General features: G+C 66.5%; 16 protein-coding genes and 2 pseudogenes. 8 read left to right on the forward strand and 10 right to left on the reverse strand.

The window, feature by feature from the left end; genetic code table 11:
• Window positions 1-3: 3 nt before the first annotated feature.
• Entirely contained in the window at window positions 4-807 is an 804-nt protein-coding gene (locus tag NC4_RS08535) for a carbon-nitrogen hydrolase family protein (RefSeq protein ID WP_067535980.1), read from the reverse strand.
• Window positions 808-1043: 236 nt separating this feature from the next.
• Here NC4_RS08535 and NC4_RS08540 point away from each other — a divergent pair, with 236 nt between their 5' ends.
• The gene (locus tag NC4_RS08540; protein ID WP_067534711.1) at window positions 1044-2837 is read left to right on the forward strand and encodes a DEAD/DEAH box helicase; all 1794 of its coding nucleotides are present in this window, start codon (window positions 1044-1046) and stop codon (window positions 2835-2837) included.
• Between the two features lie 65 nt (window positions 2838-2902).
• Here NC4_RS08540 and NC4_RS08545 read toward each other — a convergent pair whose 3' ends face one another.
• Window positions 2903-3601 (reverse strand): hypothetical protein, encoded by a 699-nt coding sequence (locus tag NC4_RS08545; RefSeq protein WP_067534714.1) that lies wholly within the window; start codon window positions 3599-3601, stop codon window positions 2903-2905.
• A 194-nt stretch (window positions 3602-3795) separates the two neighbouring features.
• Between NC4_RS08545 and NC4_RS08550 the strand changes: the two genes are divergently transcribed.
• Both NC4_RS08550 and NC4_RS08555 read left to right on the forward strand, forming a co-directional pair.
• Window positions 3796-4965: an acyl-CoA dehydrogenase family protein gene (locus NC4_RS08550; protein ID WP_067534717.1), complete on the forward strand. Its 1170-nt coding sequence runs from the start codon at window positions 3796-3798 to the stop codon at window positions 4963-4965.
• Between the two features lie 9 nt (window positions 4966-4974).
• Window positions 4975-5946, forward strand: a pseudogene (locus NC4_RS08555) (acyl-CoA dehydrogenase family protein).
• Window positions 5947-5973: 27 nt separating this feature from the next.
• Here NC4_RS08555 and NC4_RS08560 read toward each other — a convergent pair.
• The 5 genes and pseudogenes from NC4_RS08560 to NC4_RS08585 all read right to left on the reverse strand — a co-directional run bounded on the left by NC4_RS08560 (window position 5974) and on the right by NC4_RS08585 (window position 11156).
• On the reverse strand, window positions 5974-6489 hold the full coding sequence (locus NC4_RS08560) for a hypothetical protein (protein WP_067534720.1): 516 nt from the start codon (window positions 6487-6489) through the stop codon (window positions 5974-5976).
• 601 nt (window positions 6490-7090) lie between these two features.
• On the reverse strand, window positions 7091-8044 hold the full coding sequence (locus tag NC4_RS08570) for a hydroxymethylglutaryl-CoA lyase-like TIM-barrel protein (RefSeq protein WP_067534723.1): 954 nt from the start codon (window positions 8042-8044) through the stop codon (window positions 7091-7093).
• A pseudogene (locus NC4_RS08575) lies at window positions 8041-9258 on the reverse strand (CaiB/BaiF CoA transferase family protein). The gene NC4_RS08570 and the pseudogene NC4_RS08575 overlap by 4 nt, the downstream one beginning before the upstream one ends.
• A gap of 112 nt (window positions 9259-9370) precedes the next feature.
• Window positions 9371-10294 carry a TauD/TfdA dioxygenase family protein gene (locus NC4_RS08580; RefSeq protein WP_067534726.1) on the reverse strand — a complete coding sequence of 308 codons (924 nt, stop codon included), beginning with the start codon at window positions 10292-10294 and terminating at the stop codon, window positions 9371-9373.
• Between the two features lie 91 nt (window positions 10295-10385).
• Window positions 10386-11156: a deoxyribonuclease IV gene (locus tag NC4_RS08585; protein WP_067534729.1), complete on the reverse strand. Its 771-nt coding sequence runs from the start codon at window positions 11154-11156 to the stop codon at window positions 10386-10388.
• A 337-nt stretch (window positions 11157-11493) separates the two neighbouring features.
• Here NC4_RS08585 and NC4_RS08590 point away from each other — a divergent pair, with 337 nt between their 5' ends.
• From NC4_RS08590 to NC4_RS08605, 5 genes are all read left to right on the forward strand, one after another.
• Entirely contained in the window at window positions 11494-13317 is a 1824-nt protein-coding gene (locus NC4_RS08590; protein WP_067534732.1) for a serine/threonine-protein kinase, read from the forward strand.
• A gap of 7 nt (window positions 13318-13324) precedes the next feature.
• Window positions 13325-13873: a serine/threonine-protein kinase gene (locus tag NC4_RS42280; protein WP_245721569.1), complete on the forward strand. Its 549-nt coding sequence runs from the start codon at window positions 13325-13327 to the stop codon at window positions 13871-13873.
• Window positions 13874-13951: 78 nt separating this feature from the next.
• A complete protein-coding gene (locus NC4_RS42285) occupies window positions 13952-15052 on the forward strand; it encodes a serine/threonine-protein kinase (protein ID WP_245721570.1) in 1101 nt (366 codons plus the stop codon).
• Between the two features lie 87 nt (window positions 15053-15139).
• Window positions 15140-15913, forward strand: coding sequence for an ABC transporter ATP-binding protein (locus NC4_RS08600; RefSeq protein ID WP_067534735.1), 774 nt, complete (start codon window positions 15140-15142; stop codon window positions 15911-15913).
• Window positions 15913-18438 carry an ABC transporter permease gene (locus tag NC4_RS08605; RefSeq protein ID WP_067534738.1) on the forward strand — a complete coding sequence of 842 codons (2526 nt, stop codon included), beginning with the start codon at window positions 15913-15915 and terminating at the stop codon, window positions 18436-18438. The genes NC4_RS08600 and NC4_RS08605 overlap by 1 nt, the downstream gene beginning before the upstream one ends.
• A 694-nt stretch (window positions 18439-19132) precedes the next feature.
• Here the strand turns inward: NC4_RS08605 and NC4_RS08615 are convergent.
• From NC4_RS08615 to NC4_RS08625, 3 genes are all read right to left on the reverse strand, one after another.
• The gene (locus NC4_RS08615; protein WP_157554392.1) at window positions 19133-21439 is read right to left on the reverse strand and encodes a TPR repeat domain-containing protein; all 2307 of its coding nucleotides are present in this window, start codon (window positions 21437-21439) and stop codon (window positions 19133-19135) included.
• Window positions 21436-21765 (reverse strand): hypothetical protein, encoded by a 330-nt coding sequence (locus NC4_RS08620; protein ID WP_067535986.1) that lies wholly within the window; start codon window positions 21763-21765, stop codon window positions 21436-21438. Before NC4_RS08620 ends, NC4_RS08615 begins: the two co-directional genes overlap by 4 nt.
• A 111-nt stretch (window positions 21766-21876) precedes the next feature.
• Window positions 21877-22185 (reverse strand): Rdx family protein, encoded by a 309-nt coding sequence (locus NC4_RS08625; protein ID WP_067534747.1) that lies wholly within the window; start codon window positions 22183-22185, stop codon window positions 21877-21879.
• Between the last annotated feature and the right edge of the window lie 260 nt (window positions 22186-22445).

A 22445-nucleotide genomic window follows, 5' to 3' on the forward strand; every position in this document is an offset into this window, starting at 1 on the left:
TTGTCAGCCGGTGATGGTGAAGCGGCGCAGGGCGAGGCTGGGGTTGGTGGTGCGGACCTCGTGCAGGTGGGCCAGATCGATGCGGGCGGTGGCTATTCCGGCCTGGTCGCCCAGTTCGGCCAGGACGGCGCCGGTGGGGCCGACGATCATGGAGGCGCCTGCGCCGAGCGGGGCGCACTGGTCGGCGGCGGCCACGAACACGGTGTTCTCGATGGCCCGGGCGCGTAGCAGGGTGGTCCATTGATCGATCTTGTTCGGGCCCGGGATCCATTGCGCCGGGAGCAGCAGGACCTGGGCTCCGGCGGCGGCGACGCGGCGACAGCCTTCCGGGAAGCGGAGATCGAAGCAGGTCTGCATGCCGAAGACGACGCCGTCGACGGTGAAGGTCTGCGGCGGGTCCAGCGGTCCGGCCAGCAGGTAGTCGGATTCGCGGGCGCCGAAGGCGTCATAGAGGTGCACCTTGCGATAGATCGCGGCGAATTCGGCGTCGGGGGAGGCCGCGACCAGTGTGTTGTAGGCGCGATCGGCGGGCTGGTCGCCGCCGGGCGCCTCCAGTACGCCCGCCACCAGGTGGACGCCGAATTCGGCTGCGATACCGCGCAATCCGCTCACGAACGGACCGGTCAGCGGTTCCGCGGCGGCCACCACGCGGGCGTCCAGGCGGCGCACCGCGAACATGGAGTATTCGGGGGCGATCACCACCTTCGCGCCGAGTTCGGCGGCGGCGCGGACCTCCGCGCGCAGGGCGGTGAGATTGGCCACGGTATCGGCGCCCGGACCGAATTGCGCCACCGCGATATCCACCACACCGCCGGGGGCGTTCGCCCCGGGTGTGCCGGGAGCGGCGGCCGGTTCGGCGGCGGCCGCCGTCATCCCGCCCGAGCTGCCCGGTTCCGTGGCGGGAAGGTGGCCGGTCACGTAGTTGCGGACCGGGGCGGATTCGGTGCGGCCGAGCCCGGCGGGCGAGTTGTCCGATTGCACGACGTCCAGCGTATTCACCCGATGGTCGGACCGACCAGGCTCAGGCAGTAAACTCCTGGTCAATGAGTACCTCACCGGCCGACAGCGTTCCCAGCGACGACGAGAGGGACGCGAACGGCCCGTCCTTCGCCGATCTCGGCATCGATGACCGCATTCTGCGGGCCATCGCCGATGTCGGCTACGAATCGCCGTCGCTTATCCAGGCAGCGACGATTCCGCCGTTGCTCGACGGCGCGGATGTGGTGGGTCTCGCGCAGACCGGCACGGGTAAGACCGCCGCGTTCGCCATTCCGATCCTCATGGGGCTGCAAGTGTCCGGCAAATCGCCGCGGGCGCTGGTGCTGGCCCCGACGCGGGAGCTGGCCATCCAGGTGGCCGAGGCTTTCCAGCGCTATGCCACCCATATTCCGGGTCTGCACGTGCTGCCCATCTACGGCGGCCAGAATTACGCGGTGCAGCTGTCCGGGCTCCGGCGCGGCGCGCAGGTCGTGGTCGGCACGCCGGGCCGTGTCATCGACCATCTGGAGCGCGGCACCCTCGACCTGACCGAGCTGCAGTACCTGGTGCTCGACGAGGCCGACGAGATGCTGAAGATGGGCTTCCAGGACGATGTCGAGCGCATCCTGCGCGACACGCCCGACACCAAGCAGGTCGCGCTGTTCTCGGCCACCATGCCGACGGCCATCCGGAAGATCTCCAAGCAGTATCTGAAGGATCCGGTCGAGATCACGGTCAAGTCCAAGACCTCGACCAACACCAATATCACCCAGCGCTGGGTGCAGGTGTCCTATCAGCGCAAGCTGGACGCGCTGACCCGCATCCTCGAGGTCGAATCCTTCGAGGCCATGATCATCTTCGTGCGCACCAAGCAGGCCACCGAGGAGCTGGCCGAAAAGCTGCGCGCGCGTGGGTATTCCGCTGCCGCCATCAATGGCGATATCGCGCAGGCGCAGCGCGAGCGCACCATAGGGCAGCTCAAGTCCGGTGTGCTCGACATTCTGGTCGCCACCGATGTCGCGGCCCGCGGTCTGGACGTGGAGCGCATCTCGCATGTCGTCAACTACGACATTCCGCACGACACCGAGTCCTATGTGCACCGCATCGGCCGCACCGGCCGCGCGGGCCGCAGCGGTGACGCGCTGCTGTTCGTGGCCCCGCGCGAGCGCCGCCTGCTCGACGCCATCGAGCGCGCCACCCGCCAGCAGGTCACCGAAATGCAGCTGCCCAGCGTGGAGGACGTGAACGCGCAGCGCGTGACCAAGTTCGGCGATGCCATCACCGAGAACCTGGCGAACGCGAATCTGCCGCTGTTCCGCAAGCTGATCGAGGATTACGAGCGCGAGCACAATATTCCGCTGGTGGATATTGCCGCGGCGCTGGCGGTCGGGTCCTACGACGGCGACAACTTCTTCATGGAGCCCGATCCCGAACCCGCGCCCCGGGAACGCAGGGAGCGGGCGCCGCGCTCGTTCGACGATCGGGATCGCGGGCCGCGTGAGCGCCGGGAGCCGTCGCGGCACCGGGCCACCGGGGCCGAGCTCGCCACCTACCGGATCTCGGTCGGCAAGCGGCACAAGGTCGCGCCGGGCGCGATCGTCGGGGCCATTGCCAATGAGGGCGGCCTACGCCGCAGCGACTTCGGCCATATCAGCATTCGCCCGGACCACAGCCTGGTGGAACTGCCCGCCGATCTGTCGAGCGAGACGCTGAATGCCTTGAGCCGCACCCGCATCAGCGGTCAGCTCATTCAGTTGCAGCTGGATCAGGGCCCTCCCGGACAGCGCTCCATGAGCCGCGCCCCGCGCCGGGAGGGCGGCTACAAGCGGCAGGACACCCGCCGCAAGCCGCGCGCCTGACACACCGGCTCGAAACGACGAATGCCGCGCATCCCCTCGGGATGCGCGGCATTTCGTGTATCAGGTCAGTTGGCGGGCGCCGCGGAACCGGTGCCCGAGCCCGTGCCGGAACCGGTGTCGACCGGCGCGGCCGCGGGATCCTTGGGCGGTTCGGGGACGGTGAACAGGCCGATGGTCGGCAGCACCGCGCAGCGGGCGGCCGGATAGTCGATGCTGCCCCACAGGGTGGCGATCACGGTGCCGGGACCGGAGTCGACGGTCTTGGCCAGCGCGGGCAGGCCGTACTCGGTCAATTCGTCGAGGCCGTTGATCCCACTGCGGCCATTGGCCAGATTGAGCCAGACCACGCTCAGCCCGGACGCCAGCGGCATACCGGAGTGCGCGGGGGTGGCCTGGAAGCGCACCATGCCCTGCGGGACGGTGATGGAGGCGTCGGGGCTCACGGTGGCCGAGGCGACGGTCATGGTGAAGGGCATATTGGAGCCGCAGCCGATGGTCGGCGCCTGGTAGCCGAACGGGGTCCAGGCGATATTGCTCAGCTTGGCGGCCGAGATCAGCTGCGCGCCCTTGGCCGTCGTTTCCACCGCGGCCTTGGCGTCGGCATTGTCACCTGCGGCGACGGTGAGTTGCTCGATGGCGATCTCGACCGGGGACTTGGCCGGTTCGGCCGGTTCGGCCGCGGCGGTGGTCGCGCCGAGGACCGCCGCGCTGGCGGCGACGGCGACGACCGATGCGACGCGCCGGGAGAGGGTCCTGCCGTTCACTCGTGCTGCTCCTGCGAATTCGAACTCGGATACCGGATTTCGACGACAACCCGCGATCCGGATCTCTCGGCAACGTACCAGCTTGCTGTGCCGGGCGTCATCCGAGCCCGCCCGGGACTGTGATGCAGCCGACAGGCATTCTATTACCGGGTAGTAAGTTTGTCGTTGACACGACAGCAACGCTGGGAGATGCCATGAAGCTTGCCCTGTCACCGGACGAGGTGAAATTCCGGGACGAACTCAGGGAGTTCTACCGGACCGAGATCCCCGCCGAGATTCGTGAACGCGTCAAGTACGGTCGCGAGCTGTCCCGCGACGATATCGTCACCACCCACAAGATCCTGAACGCGCACGGGCTCGCCACGCCCAAGTGGCCGGTGGCATGGGGCGGCAAGGACTGGACACCCATGCAGCGCCACATCTGGGAAGACGAGATGCAGCTGGCGTCGGTGCCGGAACCGCTGACCTTCAATGCCCAGATGATCGGCCCCGTGATCGCGCAGTTCGGGTCGGAGGAGCTCAAACAGCGCTTCCTGCCGCCGACCGCCGCCCTCGACATCTGGTGGTGCCAGGGCTTTTCCGAGCCGGACGCCGGTTCGGATCTGGCTTCGCTGCGCACCACGGCGGTGCGTGACGGGGACTCCTACATCGTCAACGGGCAGAAGATCTGGACCACCCTGGCCCAGTACGCCGATTGGATCTTCTGCCTGGTGCGCACCGATCCGAATGCCAAGAAGCAGGCGGGCATCTCGCTGCTGCTCTTCGATGTGAAGACGCCCGGGGTGACCATTCGCCCGATCAAGCTGATCGACGGCCATCACGAGGTCAACGAGGTCTTCTTCGAGAATGTCCGGGTGCCCGCCGATCAACTGGTCGGGGAGGAGAACATGGGCTGGACCTACGCCAAGTTCCTGCTCGGCAACGAGCGCACCGGCATTACCGGCGTCGGCCGCACCAAAGTGAAGCTGGGTGTGGCGAAAGAGTATGCGGCGCAGACCCGCTCCGGATCCGGCACGCTGCTCGAGGATCCGGTGTTCGCGGCCCGCGTCGCCGAGCTGGAGAACGAGCTGCTCGCGCTGGAGCTCACGCTCATGCGCGTGGTTTCCAATTCCGCCGACGGCAAACCGAATCCGGCCTCCTCGGTGCTGAAGCTGCGCGGTTCCGAACTCCAGCAGGCCGCCACCGAACTGCTGCTGGATATCGCCGGACCCGACGCGCTGCCCGTGCACGCCGCGGACATCGCCTCGCCCGCCTGGGCGCAGCGCACCGGTCCCGGCTATCTCAACTACCGCAAGACCACCATCTACGGAGGCTCCAGCGAGGTGCAGCGCACCATCATCGCCTCCACCATCCTCGGATCGTGAGCCGCCGCCATGGATTTCGAACTCACCGATGAACAGGTCATGCTGCGCGACACGGTCCGGGACCTGTTGGCGCGCACCTACGATCCGGAAAATCGTCTGAAGGTTCTCGACACCGATCTCGGCTGGAGCCGTCAGGTCTGGTCCTAGCTCGCCGCCGCGGGGACCTCCGAGCAGCGGCAGCGCATCCTGCCCGAGGTGGTCGCCGGGACCAAGCTCCTCGCCTTCGCTCACGAGGAGCCCGGAACCCGCTGGCCCGCAACCGAACCCACCACCACCGCCGTCCCCCAGGGCGACGGCTACCTGCTGACCGGCATCAAGAACCCGGTCCCGCACGGCGATTGCGCCGACCACCTGGTGGTCAGCGCCAAGCTGCGCGACGGCGGCACCGGCCTGTTCCTGACGGCCGCCGACGCCGCGGGCGTGACCCGCACGTCGTACCGCACCTTCGACGAACGCCGCGGCGCCCAGATCGAATTCACCAGTGCCCCCGCCGAACTCCTCTCCGGCGGCGACCCCCAGGCCGCCCTGGCCATCGCCACGGCCCGGGCCCAAGCCTCCCTCTGCGCCGAATCCCTCGGCGCCATGGAGGAATCCCTGCGCCTCACCACCGACTACCTCAAAACCCGCCAACAGTTCGGCGTGACCCTCTCCAAGTTCCAAACCCTCGCCCACCGCGCCGCCGACATGTACGTCTCCCTGGAACTGGCCCGCAGCATGAGCCTCTACGCCACCGCCGCCCTCGAAGACGCCGTCCCAGATCCGCTGATCGCCTCCCGAGCCCGCCTCCAGGTGGGCCGCTCCGCCCGCCACATAACCCAGGAATCAATCCAAATGCACGGCGGCATAGGCATAACCACCGAATACCCGGTGAGCCACTACGCGGCCCGCCTCACCGCCATCGCCCGAACCCTGGGCGGCGACCTCGAACACCTCCGAGTGCTCACGGATCGAGTGGCCGACCACACCCTCGTCGAGTTCTGACCCGTCCGCGATCGTCTCCGGCGAGGTCTACTCCGGGCCGTCGCCGGGCGGGAGGGGGCGTTCGGTGATCTCGACCGTGGGCGGGGGCTCCGGATCGAGGATGGTGGAGGGTTCCGTTGTGGGACGGGGGGATTCGACCGTCGTCTCGGGGGTGGTGGTGCGGCTGGGGCGCGGGCGGGTGGTGCGGGAGGTGCTGGGGTCCGCGTCTTCCGGGGCGTCCGATTCGGTGGTGGACGGTTCGGTGCTGGTGGTGGTGCGGCGGGGGAGGGGGCCGGAGGCCACGCGCCAGGTGGGGGAGGGCGGGATGATCACGGCGGGGGTGGTGGTGCCCGAGGAGCGGGAGATGCTCGGGGCGGCTTGGAGATCGGCGTTCAGCGGGGGCGGGGGGACGTAGGTGTCCTGGCGGCCGAGGCCGCAGGAACCTATCAGGACGAGGCCCAGCGACACTACGCCCACCGCGGCGGCCGCGCCCTTCACGGGGGCGGGTAGGCGGCGCAGCGGGAGGTCGCCGCGCTCGTCCGCGTCGGCGTTGCTGCCGTGCATTGGTGGCACTCCTGATTCGTCTCGAGTGGGCTCACCCTAACGGAGGCGGTGACTCGGGGCCAGGCGGGCGGTCGGTCTTGTTCGGCGCGCGAGAGGGCCGAATTGCGGGCTACGAAAATATCTCAAACAGCGATGATTCAGATATCGAATTAGTAAAATCAGCGTGTTGACCGCACGTGTCGTATGGACTTTTCGTTGCCGAGCCGTAATGTGTGTCCAAAGTTACACGTGAGACGCTCGAAATTTGCCGAAGGACGCGCCGCGGATTCGCGCGGATTCGGCGAGCGTCATCGAGGAGTGGATGATGGGTGCTTTTTCGACATCTCCGCTGCGCGTGCCCGCGCGGGCCGGGGAACCGGCGGCCGCACAGCCGTCGCGGTGGTCGGCAATTCTGGCCCGGACCGTGGCGTGGCTGATCTTCCTAGGTGGAGTCGCGGGCGCCGTCCTCGGGATTGCCGGTCTACATGTCGAAATCACCGTTGCGGGATTGATTCTCGCCTGCACTGCCGGATTGGTATTGCTGAAGTTGCGCGCGGATAGAGCTAACACTTAGCAAACAATTGGAATGAATGGGCGGCGCTCCTATTTGCGCCGCCGCGAATCACTCCGGCGTGCGAACAACCCATTCGAAAGCCTCGGCCTTGGAGCGACTGCCCTCGGCCGCACGGGAACGATTGGGTTCGCCGAGTTCATTCAGCAACTGCTCGGACAACCCGACCAGCGCCGCCAACGCCTGCGGTGTGAACCACCCTGGACGCGTGGCGAAGAGCAGATCCTCGCTCGAGGTGTTGCCGGAGGCGCCGGGTGCGAACGGGCAGCCGCCCAGCCCGCCCAGCGCCCCGTCCACCACGCTCGCGCCCGCGGCAATGGCGGCGAGCGAGTTCGCCACGCCCATGCCCCAGGTGTCGTGGCCGTGGAAGACGATGCGGTGTTCCGGTGTGCCCCAGCGTCCCCCGGCATGGCCGCCGGGACCGGTGGCGGTGACCGCCGACACCAGCGCCGCCACCTGACCCGGATGCGCTTGGCCGAGCGTATCGGCGAGGACGATGTCCGCGGCGCCCGCCGCGCGGGGATCGGCCGCAATGGCCAGCACCCGCTCCGGATCCACCGGTCCGTCGAACGGGCAGGTGAAAGCCGTTGCCAGGCACAGCTGAATGCGCCCGTCCGCAGCCTGGGCGAGGCGCACGGCATCCGGCATGGCGGCCAGGCTGTCCTCGGTGGTGCGGCCGATATTGGCCTTGTTGTGGGCATCGGAGACCGAGAAGCAGTACTGGAAATTGCGCACCCCGGCCGCGGCCGCCTTCTCCACGTGCCGGGGCGTGGCCACCCAGACCCAGCAGCGTCGCAGCTCCTTGGGTGTCAGCGCGGCCACCAGCTCGAGGGTATTGGCCATGGGCGGCACCAGATCCGGCCGCGCCATGGAGCCGATCTCCAGTTCGGGCACGCCCAGCGCCAGCAGCTCGCGCACGATCTCGAGCTTGCGCTCGGTGGGCAGGACCTTCCCGGTGAGCTGCAGCCCGTCGCGCAGCGTCACATCACGCAGGATCGCGGTCACCGTTCCTCCAAACCGTCGATCTCGTTGTCGGACATGCCGAGCAGCTCCGACAGCACCTCGCGGGTGTGCTCACCCAGATCCGGGCCGACATTGCGAATGGCCAGCGACTGTCCGCCGATGACCGGCACGATCCCGGTGAACCCGACCTCCTTGGGCTCCGGCTCGCCGACATCCACGCGGAAGGGCTGAATCATATTGCGCGCCTTGTACTGCTAGTCGGCGACGATATCGGCCGCGGTGTAGATGGGACCGCACGGAATCGCGGCCTCCTCGAGCAGCTTCAGCGCCTCGGCGCGGGTGTGCAGCCGCGTCCACTCGGCAATGGAGGCGTCCAGCCGCTCGCGATTGTGCCAGCGTCCGGCATTGTCCTGCAACTCCGGATCCGCGGCCAGATCGGGACGGTCGATGACCTGCATATAGCGCTGGAAGATGGCATCCCCATTGCCGCCGATGATAATGCTGAACCCGTCACTGGTCGGATACGCATTGCTGGGCGCGATGCCCTCCATGCGCCCGCCCACCCGTTCGCGATTGATGCCGTAGGCGAGGTAGTCCGGGACCAGCGATTCCATGACCGACAGGATCGACTCGTTGAGCGCGACATCGATAATGCGCTGCTCCAATGGAACCCGCTCCACCCGCTCGCGCTGGAACAGCGCCATGACGGTGCCGAAGGCGGCATAGATACCGGCGATGGAATCGCCGATGGAGACCCCGGTGCGTACCGGCGGCCGATCCGGATCGCCCACCAGTTCGCGCAGCCCGCCGACCGCCTCGGCGACCGCGGCGAATCCGGGTCGGTTGGCCAGTGGACCGGTCTGCCCGTACGCGGAGATCCGGGTGATGACCAGATTCGGATTGGCCGCGTTCAGCACCTCCGGCCCGAGTCCCCACTTCTCGAGCATGCCCGGCCGGAAGTTCTCCAGCAGCACATCGCACTGCTCGAGCAGCCGCAGCACGATCGTGCGCCCGGCCTCGGTGCGCAGATCCAGGGTGATGGACTTCTTGCTCCGGTTCACGGTCCGGTACAGCATCGAGGTGTCCCCGCCGTGTAGCCGCCAATTCCGCAGCTCGTCACCGGTTTTCGGGCGCTCCACCTTGATCACTTCGGCCCCGAAGTCGCCGAGAATCCGTCCCGCCGTCGGCGCGGCGATGTAGTTGCCCAACTCCAGCACTCGCACCCCGTCGAGCGGCCTGATCTCCTCGATGCTCACAGGACTGAACGATAGCGGCCGATGCGACGGTCGAGAGGGTGTCCGCCGCACCGGCCCCGGACCCCTGGTCGCGATGCGCGCAAGAGCACCGCGGGCCAGGGGATGCCTTCCATCATGCCGCGCGCGGCGCGACCTCCTCGATGATCGAGTAGTGCTCGGCATTGCCGCTGACGACGGCGCTCTCGTCACCGTGCACGCCGACCGGCACATCCCCGGCCAGGGTGATGCGGGTCAGCCGCCGCGGCTGACCGTCGTAGTCGTCCACGGCATAGTGCTGGGTGGCGCGGTTGTCCCAGATGGCGACATCGCCCAGCTGCCAGTTCCAGCGAGTGGTGTTCTCCAGCTTGGTCACCCGGTATTGCAGCAGCTGGAACAGGGTCTGGGATTCGGCGGTGGTGAGGCCGACGAAATTCTTCACGAAATGCCCGAGCAGCAGCGCCCGCTCCCCGGTCACCGGGTGCACCCGCACCACCGGGTGCTCGGTTTCGTAGTAGGTGGACTCGAACCCCTCGCGGTAGGCCTTGCCATGGGCGTTCTCGGAGACGGCGTCGGTGCGATCGGCGGCGTAGTCGTAGGCATTGGTGTGCCGCGCCCGCAGGTTCTCCACCAGCACCTTCAAGGGCGCGGGCAGCGAGTCGTAGGCGGCCACGGTGGACGCCCAGGTGGTCGACCCGCCGTAGGAGGGCAGATGCACCGCGCGCAGGATGGACGCCTTCGGAATCCGATCCACGAAGGTCCAGCTATTGGCGCGCCCGTACTCCGAATCGATGGGCAGCGACTTCACGCCCTTGGAGGTGACGGTCGGATGCGGTGTCGTCGGCGTGCCGAGCAGCTGCGCGAACTCGTACTGCCCGTCCTCGGTCAGATGCTCCTGCCCGCGGAAGAAGATGACCTTGTGCTTGTGCAGGGCATCGCGAATGAGCGATACCGTCTCGGAGTCCAGATCCCCGCTCAGCCGGACGCCGTCGACGCGGGCCCCGATCTTGCTGCCGAGCTGTACGACGGTGGCGGTGGCGGTGGCGTATTCGACGGACATACATGGCCTTTCGCTCGAGCGTTTGCGTAGCTCGAGCACACCAGCAGCCCCGCCGGTGAGACAGGTTTAGCGTCAGCCGGATCGAAAGCCGTCAGCCCACCTGCTCGCGCAGGAACTCCAGATCCTCGGCCACGCCGTCGGCCGGGGTCTCCAGCACGATCGGGGCGTCCACCGCCTTGCACACATCCACCAGCAGCTGCGGATCGATGGTGCCGTCGGCCAGATTCGCATGCCGGTCCGCGCCCGAATCGAACTCGTCGCGGGAGGAGTTCAGGTGCACCAGATCGATGCGGCCGGTAATGGACTTGATCCGGTCCACCACGCCGAGCAGCTCCTCGCCGCCCGCCCAGGCATGACAGGTGTCCAGGCAGAATCCGGCCCCGAAATCGCCGACCGCCTCCCACAGGCGGGCGATATCGTCGAAATGCCGTGCCATGGCGTGATTTCCGCCCGCGGTGTTCTCGATCAGGATGGGCACCGCGAAGCCGCCCTTGTCCTCCTGCCGCTGGAACAGCTTGCGCCAGTTCAGGATCCCCTCGACGAGCTCCTCGTCGGAGCGCACGTGCCCGCCGTGCACCACCAGCCCGAACGCCCCGAGGTCGGCGGCGGCCTGCGCCTGGAGCGCCACCGCATTTCGCGAGGGCATGCGCAGCCGGTTGTTCAGGCTGGCCACATTGATCTGATAGGACGAGTGCACCACCACATCGATGGGGCTGGCCTTGATCTCCGCGGCCAGTGGATGCGGTGTGGGCTTCTCCCAGCTCTGCGGATCCACCACGAACATCTGGATGACATCGGCGCCGAGTTTCTCGCCCGCCCCGATGGGGTCGCTGTCATTGCGTACGTGAGCTCCGATGCGCATGACCGTCAGCCTATCGCTGCCCACCGACAGGAGACGTGGGTCACGCTCTGTTTACACAAGATCGTTCCGGGGCCACCTACAAGAGATCGTTCAGTGTTGCGTAAGCGCGATGCGGATAGATAGGTGGATAAGTATCCGAACAAGGCCCGATCCAGGGGGTGAATCGACTTGCTGGCCAATGGCACCGGCCGCCCCTACGACGTAAGTACGGCGGCATCCGCCCCCTGCTATGGTTCTGGTGTTTTCCGGATCGGCCCGAGCGCGATCACGCCGATCGTTTGCGGTATGTCACGCCCCGGTGGGTCCCGGTGCGCGACGTGGGAAGTGGGAGCAAGTCATGCTGTCCAACGGTGACGTTTTCGCCGGGTATGTCATCGAGCGGCAGCTGGGCCGCGGTGGCATGGGCTCGGTGTACGCGGCCAAACATCCGCGTCTGCCCCGGATGACGGCGCTCAAGCTGCTGAATCGGGAAATGGTCTTCGACAAGGAGATTCGCGCGCGCTTCGAACGCGAGGCGGACCTGGTCGCCCAGCTCGACCACCACAATATCGTCACCGTCTACGATCGCGGGCTCGAAGACGGGCAGCTGTGGATCTCCATGCAGTACATCGACGGCGTCGACGCCGCCAGCGTGAATCCGCTGAGCCTGCCGCCGGAACGCGCCGTGCAGATCATTGCCGAGACCGCCGACGCGCTGGACTACGCGCACCGCAACCAGGTGCTGCACCGCGATGTGAAACCGGCCAACATCATGCTGGCCCGCTCCACCGGCGGTAAGGGCGAACGCGTCTACCTGACCGACTTCGGCATTGCCCGGCTGCGCGACGAGAGCACCCACCTCACCCAGACCGGCACCTTCACCGCGACCCTGGCCTACGCCTCCCCGGAACAGCTGACCGGCTCCGCGCTGGACGGGCGGTCGGATCAGTACTCCCTGGCTTGCACGCTGTTCTGGCTGTTCACCGGCGCCGGGCCGTTCTCGGCCACCAATCCCGCCGCGGTCATCCAGGGGCATCTGCAGAATCCGCCGCCGCCGCTGAGCAGCGCCCGGCCGGGCCTGCCGCCCGCCCTGGACGCGGTGCTGGCCAAGGCCATGGCCAAGCGGCCCGAGGAGCGTTTCGACACCTGTAGCGATTTCGCCGCGGCGGCCCGCCGCGCGCTGGCCTCGCCCAGTTCGCCGGTCATGCCGCTGGTGAATCCGCGCACCGCGCCGCCCATGCCGGTCATGGGGCAGCACACCGCCGGGCCGAATCCGACGGCGGGGCAGCCCATGCCCGGACCGTCCATGTCCGGTATGCCCGTCGGGCAGATGCCGACCGGCGGTCCCATGCCGGCCTCCGGGCCGCGGCACGCCGCCCCGAACGCGTATCAGACCGCGGTCAATACGGCCACGCCGCCGCCGCAGCCGGTGGCCAATACCTACGCCGGGAATCCCACGAATCAGTACACCGCCCCGCCCGGGACGTATTCGTACAACACCCCTTCCGGTCCGCCGCCGGTCGCGCCGCCCGGCATGCCGATGGGCCACGGCCGTCCGCCCGGTCCGCCGCCGGGCAAGTCCAATGCCGGGCTGATCATCGCCGCCGTGCTCGGCGTGGTGGTGCTGCTCGTCGTGGGCGTCGTGGTGGTCCTCGCGGCCAGTGACAGCGGGAGCGGCGGGACGACCACGGCATCGTCGACCACCACCACGACGGTCACCGACAAGCCGGTCTCCGCGGACACCCTCATTACGGAGTTCCCGCGCATGCTGCCCGCCTCCACCACCGGCGATGTCGGCTACAACAGCGCGACCTGCTGGACCGCCGACTACAGCAGCCCGCCGGACAAGTCCGAGGGCGAGCCCGATTTCGGGAACTGGGCCGTGCAGTGGCGCTGCTTCGGCGGCGGCGACAATGCCGATCCGTTCTACCGCTTCTACGCCTACGATTCGGCGGCCGATCTGCAGTCGGCGGTGAACGGCCTCACGGCGGACTCCGAGTCCAGCGACACCAATGGCGGCAAGACCTACACCAACTACCAGTTCACCGATCTGTCCCGCCCGCGCATGGTCACCGTGTTCACCGGTGACGGCGACCGCGCCCAGGTCCTCATGTACACCGACGGTGTCGTGGGCAGCATGGACGAGGTGCTGCGCTGGTGGCGGTCGGCGCCGCTGAACTGAGGCCGGATTGCTGCGCAGCGGTGAGGTTTTCGCCGGTTATCTGATCGAACGCGAGCTCGGCCGCGGCGGTATGGGTGCGGTGTATCTGGCGCAGCACCCGCGCCTGCCGCGGCGCACGGCGCTCAAGCTGCTCAATCGGGAGCTGTTCGGGGACGCCGAGATCCGCTCCCGGTTCGAACGGGAAGCCGATGTGGTGGCGCGGCTGGAGCATCCGCGCATCGTGCCGATCTACGATCGCGGCGTCGAGGGCGATCAGCTGTGGATCTCCATGCGCTATATCGACGGCTCCGATGCCGCCGGGCTCGATGCCGCGAATCTGCCACCGGCGCAAGCTATCCGAATCATCGCCGAGACCGCGCAGGCGCTGGACTACGCGCACCGCAAGGGCGTGCTGCACCGTGATGTGAAACCGGCCAACATCCTGCTGGAACACGATGACGGCGAGGAACGGGTCTTCCTGGCGGACTTCGGCATTGCCCGGCTGCTGGAGGAATCGGTCAAGCTCACCCGGACCGGGTCCTTCACCGCGACGCTGTCCTATGCCGCGCCGGAATAGCTTTCGGATCTGCCGCTGGACCATCGCTGTGATCAGTACTATCTGGCCTGCACGCTGTTCCGGCTGCTGACCGGCACCGTGCCCTTCGCCGCCACCAATCCGGGCGCGGCCATTCGCGGGCATCTGTACGATCCGCCGCCGGTGAGCGCGCTGCGCGCGGGCCTGCCGCCCGCCCTGGACGCGGTGCTGGCGCGGGCCATGGCGAAGAATCCGGCGGCCCGGTTCGACTCGTGCACGGAGTTCGCGACGGCGGCCGAGCAGGCTCTGCTGGGTTCCGGCGGGTATGCGCTGGTCGGGCAGCGCCCGGCGACTCCGACCGGGTATCCGGTGGTGGCGGCCAGTCCGTATGCCCCGACGGTCGGTTCGCAATCGGTTCCGATCGGATTGCAATCCGCGCCGAAAAGAACTTTCTACAGTCCGAACGGACCGCACGCGGCGAATGGAACCCAGGCCCCGCCGTCCCCGGCGGTGCCGCCGCAGCGCAGATCGTGCACGCGCGGGTGCCTGATCGTGATCGTCGCGGTGGTGTTCGCGCCCATACTCGCGGTCGGCGGTTTTCTCGTGCTGATTGACCGGTCGAGCAACTACGAATCGCCGCCGACGAACAGCACTCCCACCGAAACGGTCGCGCCGACGGAGCCGCCGACCACGCCGTCGACGACCACGCCCGAGGCGAGCCCGGCGGCCGGGCCGACCGAGCAGCAGGGCGCGGACGCACTGGTGCTGGCCAATCTGTTCCCGGATATGCTGCCGCCCGATCCGGACCCGACGCTGACCTTCAATTCCGGAACCGGCTATCAGAGCGCCGGGTGCCTGACCTACGGCAAGGCGCAGCCGTCGACCTCGACCGGCAGCGATGATCCCGACCTCGGTGCGTGGCGCACGATGTGGAGCTGCTTCGGGGGCAATGCCAAGGCGGCCTATCAGTTCATGCTCTACCCGTCGGCGGCCGAGGCGCAGGCGGCCTTGGACGCGCTACTGGCGAATACCAGGTCGACCACCACGATCGACGGGCACACGTATACGAACTACCTGCTCAGCGGGAGCGACGAGTATCGGCCGCGCATGGTGACCGCCTTCGAGGGCGCCGGGCGCGGCGTGGCCCTCATGTACAGCGCCGGATACGTCGCCACCGAAGCCGAATTCCTGCACTGGTGGAACAACGCCCCGATCGGCTGATCATTCTTTTTGTGGAGTCTGTGAGGGTGTCGCTCTCCGGGGGATCCCGGATGGCGCGCATCCGGCATTCTCTACACACTGGACAGCATGACTTCGAACGTCTCGGATTCCGTCACCCTCGACAAGGGCACGGCCGCGGTCGCCGCACGGGCGACCGATCTGATGAAGACCTACGGATCGGGTGATACCCGGGTCCAGGCCTTGGCAGGGGTGACAGCCGAGTTCGCGCGGGGCGAGTTCACTGCCATCATGGGACCCTCGGGCTCCGGGAAGTCGACGCTCATGCACTGCCTGGCCGGGCTGGACGCCGCCACCTCCGGCACCGTGCACATCGGCGATACCGATCTCACCAAGCTCTCCGACAAGCAGATGACCAAGCTGCGGCGCGACCGCATCGGGTTCGTCTTCCAGGCGTTCAACCTGGTGCCGACGCTCACGGCGCTGGAGAACATCACGCTGCCGCTGGATATCGCGGGTCGCAAGACCGATGAGGAATGGCTGTCCACGGTGATCAAGCGGCTCGGGCTGGGGGATCGGCTCACGCATACGCCGAGTGAGCTCTCCGGCGGTCAGCAGCAGCGCGTGGCGTGTGCGCGGGCGCTGGCGGGGAAGCCGGACATCATCTTCGGTGACGAACCGACCGGCAATCTGGACTCGCATTCCTCCGGCGAGGTGCTGAACATTCTGCGGGCGGCGGTGGACGAGTTCGGGCAGACCGTGGTGATCGTGACGCACGATCCGCGCGCGGCCTCCTACGCCGACCGGGTGGTGTTCCTTGCCGACGGGCAGATCGTCGACGAATTGCGGGCTCCCACCGCCGAATCCGTGCTCGACAAGATGAAGTCGCTGGAGACCGTCTGATGTCCGGTAAACCGATGCGCAAGGTGGTCTTGCGCAATCTCGCCGCGCACAAAGTGCGATTGGCGCTCACCCTGCTCTCGGTGGTACTTGGAACCGCCTTCATCGCAGGGTCTTTCGTATTCACCGATACCTTGCAGCGCACCTTCGACGGGATCTTCGCCAATCAGGCGCAGGGCGTCGATGTGCGGGTGCAGCCGAAAGAGTGCCAGTCCCTTGGTGTTCCGAATACGGATGTCGAGAAGATCGCCGCCATGGACGGCGTGCGCGCGGTCGCGCCCAGCGTGAGCGGGCCCGTCGTGCTGCTGAAGTACGGCAAGGCGGTGCAGACCGGCGGTGCGCCCAGCTTCGGCATGTCGTATTTGCCGCCGGACAAGGCGATCGCCGAACCCGACACGTTCATCGAGGGCGTGCCGCCGAGCAAGGCCGGTGAGATCGCCATCAACCAGGGCGGCGCGGACCGGGCCGGACTGCATGTCGGCGACACCACCAAGGTGCTGATCCCGTCCAAGGGCAATATCGACGTCACCGTCTCCGGTATCTACGAATTGCCGGGCAATACCGGCGGATTCATCAATCTGCTGTTCGACGACACCCAGGCGCGGCAGCTGTTCACCGACGGCTCGCACGTCGGCTACGTCGATATCGCCGCCGAGCCCGGGGTCGACCCGGACGCGCTGCGCGACGAGATCGCCAAGGCGGTACCGGGTTACAAGGTGCAGAACGGCGATCAGGTGCGCGAGGACATGAAGAAGGAGGTGGAGGACGCCCTCAAGTTCATCAACTACTTCCTGCTCGCCTTCGGCTCCATCGCGCTGATCGTCGGCACCTTCATCATCTACAACACCTTCTCCATGCTGGTCGCCCAGCGACTGCGGGAGCTGGCGCTGCTGCGGGCGGTGGGCGCGAGCCGCGGACAGGTCGGCGCATCGGTGGTGGCCGAGGCGACGGTCATCGGAATCATCGGCAGCGCACTGGGACTCGTGGCGGGCGTGGGCCTGGCCTTCGGGCTCTCGGCGCTGCTCAATGCCTTCGATCTCGGGCTGCCCACCGGATCCATGTCGGTGCAGCCGCGCACCATTGTGGTGGGCATGCTGGTCGGTGTGCTGGTCACGGTGATCAGCGCCTACGCGCCCGCACGGCGGGCCGCGACCATTCCGCCGGTGGAGGCCATGCGCTCCGAACTCGGCGCGTACGGGGAATCGCTGTGGCTGCGCACCATTGCCGGTGCGGTGCTGGCCGTCGCCGGTGTGGTGCTGGTGGTGCTCGGGGCGCGGAACACCGGCGGCAATGCCGCGCTCACCGTCGGAATCGGCGCGCTGGCACTGATTTTCGCGGTGCTGTTCGCCTCACCGGCCCTGTCGCGGCCGATCCTCGGCGCGCTCGGCTGGCTCACCCGGCCGTTCGGGCCGGTCGGGCGGATGGCGCGCAACAATGCCCATCGCAATCCGCGCCGCACCGCCGCCACCGCCTTCGCGCTGACGCTGGGGCTCATGCTGGTATCGGCCATCGGCATGCTCGGCGCCTCCGCCAAGGCCAGTGTCGGGGAGCTGGTGGACAAGGGCGTGAAGGCCGACTACATCCTGGCCGGGCCGCCGCAGAGCTTCATCGGGGTGCCGCTGGCCGCCGGACCGGCCGTGCAGGGCATCGAGGGCGTGCGCGATGTGGTGCCGCTGCACGCGGTGGCGCTGAAGGTCGGCGACGACCAGGTGTTCGGCACGGTGCCGGAGGGGCCGCTGGATCAGGTGCTCAGCTACGACATCCTGCAGGGCAGCGATCAGTTCGGTGACAACGGCATCATGGTGTCGGAAACCGTTGCCGGTGAACGGAACTGGAAGGTCGGGCAGACCGTCGAGGTGACCAGCCTGGACAATAAGAAGTACCAGGTCACCGTGAACGGGGTCTACAAGGACACCCAGCTGCTCGGGCCGCTGGTCGCGCCGATGGCGCTGTACAACCAGGTCATGCCGGTGAACTTCCGCACCAACTTCCTGGTGCTCATCACCGCGCAGCCGGGTGCGGATCTGCCCGCCATGCGCACCGATCTCGAAAAGGCCATGGAGCCCTATGCCATCGTGCAGGTGCAGGATCGTGAGGACTTCAAGGGCGCGCAGGGCCAGCAGATCAACACCATGCTCGCCATCCTCTACGGCCTGCTGGCGCTGGCGGTGGTGATCGCCATTCTCGGCATCGTCAACACCCTGGCGCTGTCGGTGGTGGAGCGCCGCCGCGAGATCGGCATGCTGCGCGCGGTGGGCATGCAGCGGCCGCAGGTGCGGCGGACGATCTACCTGGAATCCATGCTCATCGCCATCTTCGGCGCGGTCATCGGCGTGGTGCTGGGGCTGGGCCTGGGCGTCGGATTCCTGCGCACCCTGCGGGATCTGGGGCTCGAGCAGATCACGGTGCCGTGGGGCCAGATCGTGCTCATGCTCGTCTGCTCCGGCATTGTGGGCGTGCTCGCGGCGCTGTGGCCCGCGGTGCGCGCCGCACGGACGCCACCGCTGGCGGCTATTGCCGATCTGTGAAACGAACGGCCGGTCACAAGTGGTGACCGGCCGTTCATCGTTTCGGGATTCGCGGGTTCACCAGGGCGGTGCTGCGATCCTCGACCCCCAAGTGTCATCAGCCCAATCCTCGTAACTGACTTCATCCTCGAACCCTGGTGCGCCTGTTCCGGCGTCGGCTCGCGATGCCGAATCTTGCTGCTGTTGCGCGAGTTCAGCCTCCGCTCGCGCCCACATCTCCCTGTATTCAGGCGGAAGATCATAGTTGACGGAATCGCTCACTTTTCGGTCTCCGGATTCGTCCAATCGAAGCCATGCGATCTTCAGCGAGACTCGCTGCATTCTTGATTGCGTTTGTCGAGGTAATCGTTCTGCATTTGCTCTCCTACGTCGGAATCTCCGTCGACAATGTTCAACAGGCCGGTCACGTTCGCTCGATTCCGCTCGACGTCACTCAACTTTCCGGTGGTGAGGGCTTCCCAGGGTTTGAGCGACCCGTTCTCGAAGAGGCTGGGATACCGCTGCTGCAATTCTGATGGGATCTACATGCGGCTGAGGGCGTCGTAGTTCAACCGGGCAAAGTCCGGTGCGGTCTCGGTGCATATTGCAGGCTTCTCGGTGGCTGGCGCGTTCTCGGAGCATGCCGCCGTCGCAGCGAAGGTAATCAATATTGCCGCAGCGAAGCCCGCTACGCGCATTTTCTCGAGAGTTTTCATTATCCTCCGCTGTTCGGTTTCTTGGCTCGTGCAGGCAATCCTTCCGCCGCCTTCTCGTAGGCGTCCCGCATCTGTTCACCACTATCGGGCTCACCGTCGATTGCGTTGAGTACGGCGGTTAGGTTCGCTCGATTTGTCTCAACCTCGCCAAGTTGTCCGGTCGTGAGATCATGCCACGACTTGAGTGAACCGTTTTCGAATAAATTAGGGTACTTCTCTTGCACATTAGGTGGGATCGCTGCCTGGGTGAGAATGTTGTGGGTCCGGAATATGTCATCGGGCCGGGTGTGTTGAGGGTCGTCGCTGGCCTCTGGCTTCGGGCCGATCATCGACTCCTTGACGGGGTCCATCTGTCCATCGGCGAGGTCCCAGATGATGTCGCCCAACAGCGGGATGCGCTTGGTCGCAATGGCTACGCCAGACTTGCCGGTATTGAAGATTCGTTCCTTCTCCTGGTAGGCATCATCGGCCGCCTTGTCCGCAGCTTCTACATCGTCTTTGGCTTCCTGGTAAAGCCCAGCATCGATCAGGCCATCGATCCGTCCGGCCGTTTCGATGTTCGCCAGGGCATTCTCGGAGACCGGATCGTGCGCGAACTCGACCTCATTGGCGCGCGCAGCCTTCGCCGCTTCATGGTTGAAGATCTGGGCGGCTTCATCGTCGGTGTTCATCAACGCGAAGACGTTCCGAGCACCCCGATACGATCCGTTCGAGTCGGGATCGAGCCAGCTTTTTCCGTTCTCTACCGAAGTCTCGAAGCCACGAATATCCGACCGGTCCCCACCTGCGAGTTCTTCGATGTACGGGCTCATGCTGGTTGCCAGTTGTCGGATCAGCAGGGGATTTTGTTCGCCGACGGATTCGCTCTTGTTGCCGGACATGTCGGAGAGCTTTTTCCAGGCGTCATCGCTGGCTTCGTACTGTGCCACGGCGCTCATGATGTTGCCGACGCGTTCGGCGTCTTTGACATCGACCTTGTTGTTGGGGTCTTCCACCGTCGCGGCTCCGTCGTCGAAGGCGAACAGCTTGGCTGCGGCCGCGCCGTCGTCGGTCCAGTCCAGCGTGTGGATATTGCTGATGAACCGCTGACCGGATTCTCCGTTGGTGACAACATCGCACAGCGCGGCCTTGTCGTCGCCCACAGCGTCGAAGATCGTTTGCGCTGCCTGGGCGGTGACGTCGTCAGTGCGCGCAAATGGGTAGTTCTTCGCGATCTCGCTACGAGTGTCCATATAGGCGCCCGCTTTTTCCAGCAGAGCCTGGTCTATTCCGCTGCCGACTCGCAGACTTGGGTCGCTGGCCCCGGCGATCTGAGCCAATGCGGTGGTCTCGGCGAGATCGTCGGTTCCGATAATCAGGCCCTGTTGCCCACCGGCAATGGTGAGCAGATTGTTCTTGCGAGTCAGGGATTCCCGCATCGTTGCGGGCAGCTGGCCCAGTCCGCCTACCCCGTTGTTGGGTAGGTCCTTGTCATCGTTCTGCACTGGTCCGGCCGACACCTTCGGGTTGGACACGATCTGCAACGAGTTGGCCAGCGCCTGCTGCGCGTCGGGCGGCAGCTGGTCCATGATCTGCTGAATCTCCTGCGGGCTCTTGCCATCCAGTGAATCCGCGATCTGGTTCAGATACTCCATCTGCGAAGCGGGGATCACGGCGGTGTCGCCCGCACGGAGAGCGTCGATCTGTTCCTGCGTCAGCTCACCCGCCTCGAGAAGCCGCTGCAATGCCACATCGCTCAGTTGTGCCGGGTTGTCCGCCAGCACTGCGCCATCGTTCTTCCCCTGCTCCGCGCCCAAAGCCGCAGCGGAGGTGAAGGCCGCCGCCAACCCGGCACGCGCGGCGTTCAATGCATCCCGCACCGCTCCATCGGCGACCATCGCCGCATAGGCGTTGTCCTTCAGATCGCGGGAGAACTCGTCGACTGCTGTCTGGTCGGTGCCGTCGGGTGCGGTCACCACCAGGGTCGGCCCGACCTGCCAACTGCGACTCTCCGGCTCCGACAGCAGGTTTCGGGCTCGTTGCAGCGGCTCGTTGATTTCGGTGTATCCCTGCCGGGCGCGAGTGGCCAGTGCGTCGAGCTTGTCGCTCAGGGTCCGCATGGTCGTCAGATCCGACTCGGCGCGGGCTTGGGCAGCCTCCGCGGACTTGCCCTCCCAATGGGTCCCGTTCACCTGGGTGACCGCATTGCGGTACTTGGTGAACGCGGTTTCAAGATTGTCACCGGTCCATACCCACGTGGCGGCGTATCGATTGAGCACTTGCGGATCGGCGGTGCGCAACCACTCCAACGGGGTCAACGCAGTCACCGCGCGCCTTCCACCGTCCAGTCGCCGGTGGCCTGGTTGTACAACGTCACGAATCGGTCGACCGACGATTCTTCCGCGCTGGCGAACTCGCTGACGGCGTTGATCATCACATCCCCGGTCTCGCTCAACCGCTCTTTCGCAGCCGGAATCAGCGAGTTGTCGACGAGATCGACCATGATCTGCCCGGCCGCCACCCCGGATAGCAACGGCTCGTCGGGTGCCGGGCTCTCGGCTTCCTTCGGCTTGGCTTGCGCCGCCTCTTGTGCCAGGCCGTGCAGTGTGGTCCCTAGCTTTCCTAGGATTTCCAGATCAGCCTTGAAAGTCATGCGTCCCCCTCGCCCCCCACTGCTGGCAAGAAAGAACTCCCCGCTCAGGAACGTACAACACCTGAGTAGTTCGATCAACTAACCGAACGCCTGCCTCCTGCCCCCGCCCGCTCAGTCGGCTGGCGCGGCGGTCCCGCCCGTCGTGCCAGCGGCCTTGTCGGCGTGACCGAGCGAGCGGCCGGGGGCGACCCGGTCGCGGACGCGCTGTTTGAGGACGGCGATGTCGGGAAAACCGCCGTCGGTCTTGCGCTCCCAGATCTGCTCACCGTCCACTGTGATGCGGAAGACACCGCCCTCGCCGGGCACAAGGGCCACCTCCGAGAGATCGGTGGCGAAGGTGGACAGCAACTCTTGAGCCATCCAGCTCGCGCGCAGCAGCCAGCGGCACTGTGTGCAGTATTCGATCGCGACGCGGGGCATACCGGGCACCCTACCGTGGGCGCGGTGTGCGGTCAGGGGGTGAGCAGGCTGAAAAGACTCAGGATATTCAGCAACAGCGAACTGGCATTGAGGGCGATGGCGGAGCCTGTGACGAGAATGCTCAGGACGGTCCAGGGACTCATGTGCGGCTCCTTCGATCTGACGATGTCCGGGCTTGCTCAACGGTAACTCCGCGGCATGATTCTGGAATATCGAATGTGCCTTTTGTGCCTATATTTTCACATTAGGCGGAAGTGTTT

Origin of the sequence: Nocardia crassostreae (assembly GCF_001613405.1) — a bacterium.
Classification (GTDB): Bacteria; Actinomycetota; Actinomycetes; order Mycobacteriales; family Mycobacteriaceae; genus Nocardia; species Nocardia crassostreae.

Excerpts from the sequence above, each read along its gene's own strand:
- NC4_RS08540 (WP_067534711.1), top strand. The coding sequence starts at position 1,044 with ATGAGTACCTCACCGGCCGACAGCGTTCCCAGCGACGACGAGAGGGAC.
- NC4_RS08550 (WP_067534717.1), top strand. The coding sequence starts at position 3,796 with ATGAAGCTTGCCCTGTCACCGGACGAGGTGAAATTCCGGGACGAACTC.
- NC4_RS08560 (WP_067534720.1), bottom strand. The coding sequence starts at position 6,489 with ATGCACGGCAGCAACGCCGACGCGGACGAGCGCGGCGACCTCCCGCTG.
- NC4_RS08580 (WP_067534726.1), bottom strand. The coding sequence starts at position 10,294 with ATGTCCGTCGAATACGCCACCGCCACCGCCACCGTCGTACAGCTCGGC.
- NC4_RS08585 (WP_067534729.1), bottom strand. The coding sequence starts at position 11,156 with ATGCGCATCGGAGCTCACGTACGCAATGACAGCGACCCCATCGGGGCG.
- NC4_RS08590 (WP_067534732.1), top strand. The coding sequence starts at position 11,494 with ATGCTGTCCAACGGTGACGTTTTCGCCGGGTATGTCATCGAGCGGCAG.
- NC4_RS08600 (WP_067534735.1), top strand. The coding sequence starts at position 15,140 with ATGACTTCGAACGTCTCGGATTCCGTCACCCTCGACAAGGGCACGGCC.
- NC4_RS08605 (WP_067534738.1), top strand. The coding sequence starts at position 15,913 with ATGTCCGGTAAACCGATGCGCAAGGTGGTCTTGCGCAATCTCGCCGCG.
- NC4_RS08620 (WP_067535986.1), bottom strand. The coding sequence starts at position 21,765 with ATGACTTTCAAGGCTGATCTGGAAATCCTAGGAAAGCTAGGGACCACA.
- NC4_RS08625 (WP_067534747.1), bottom strand. The coding sequence starts at position 22,185 with ATGCCCCGCGTCGCGATCGAATACTGCACACAGTGCCGCTGGCTGCTG.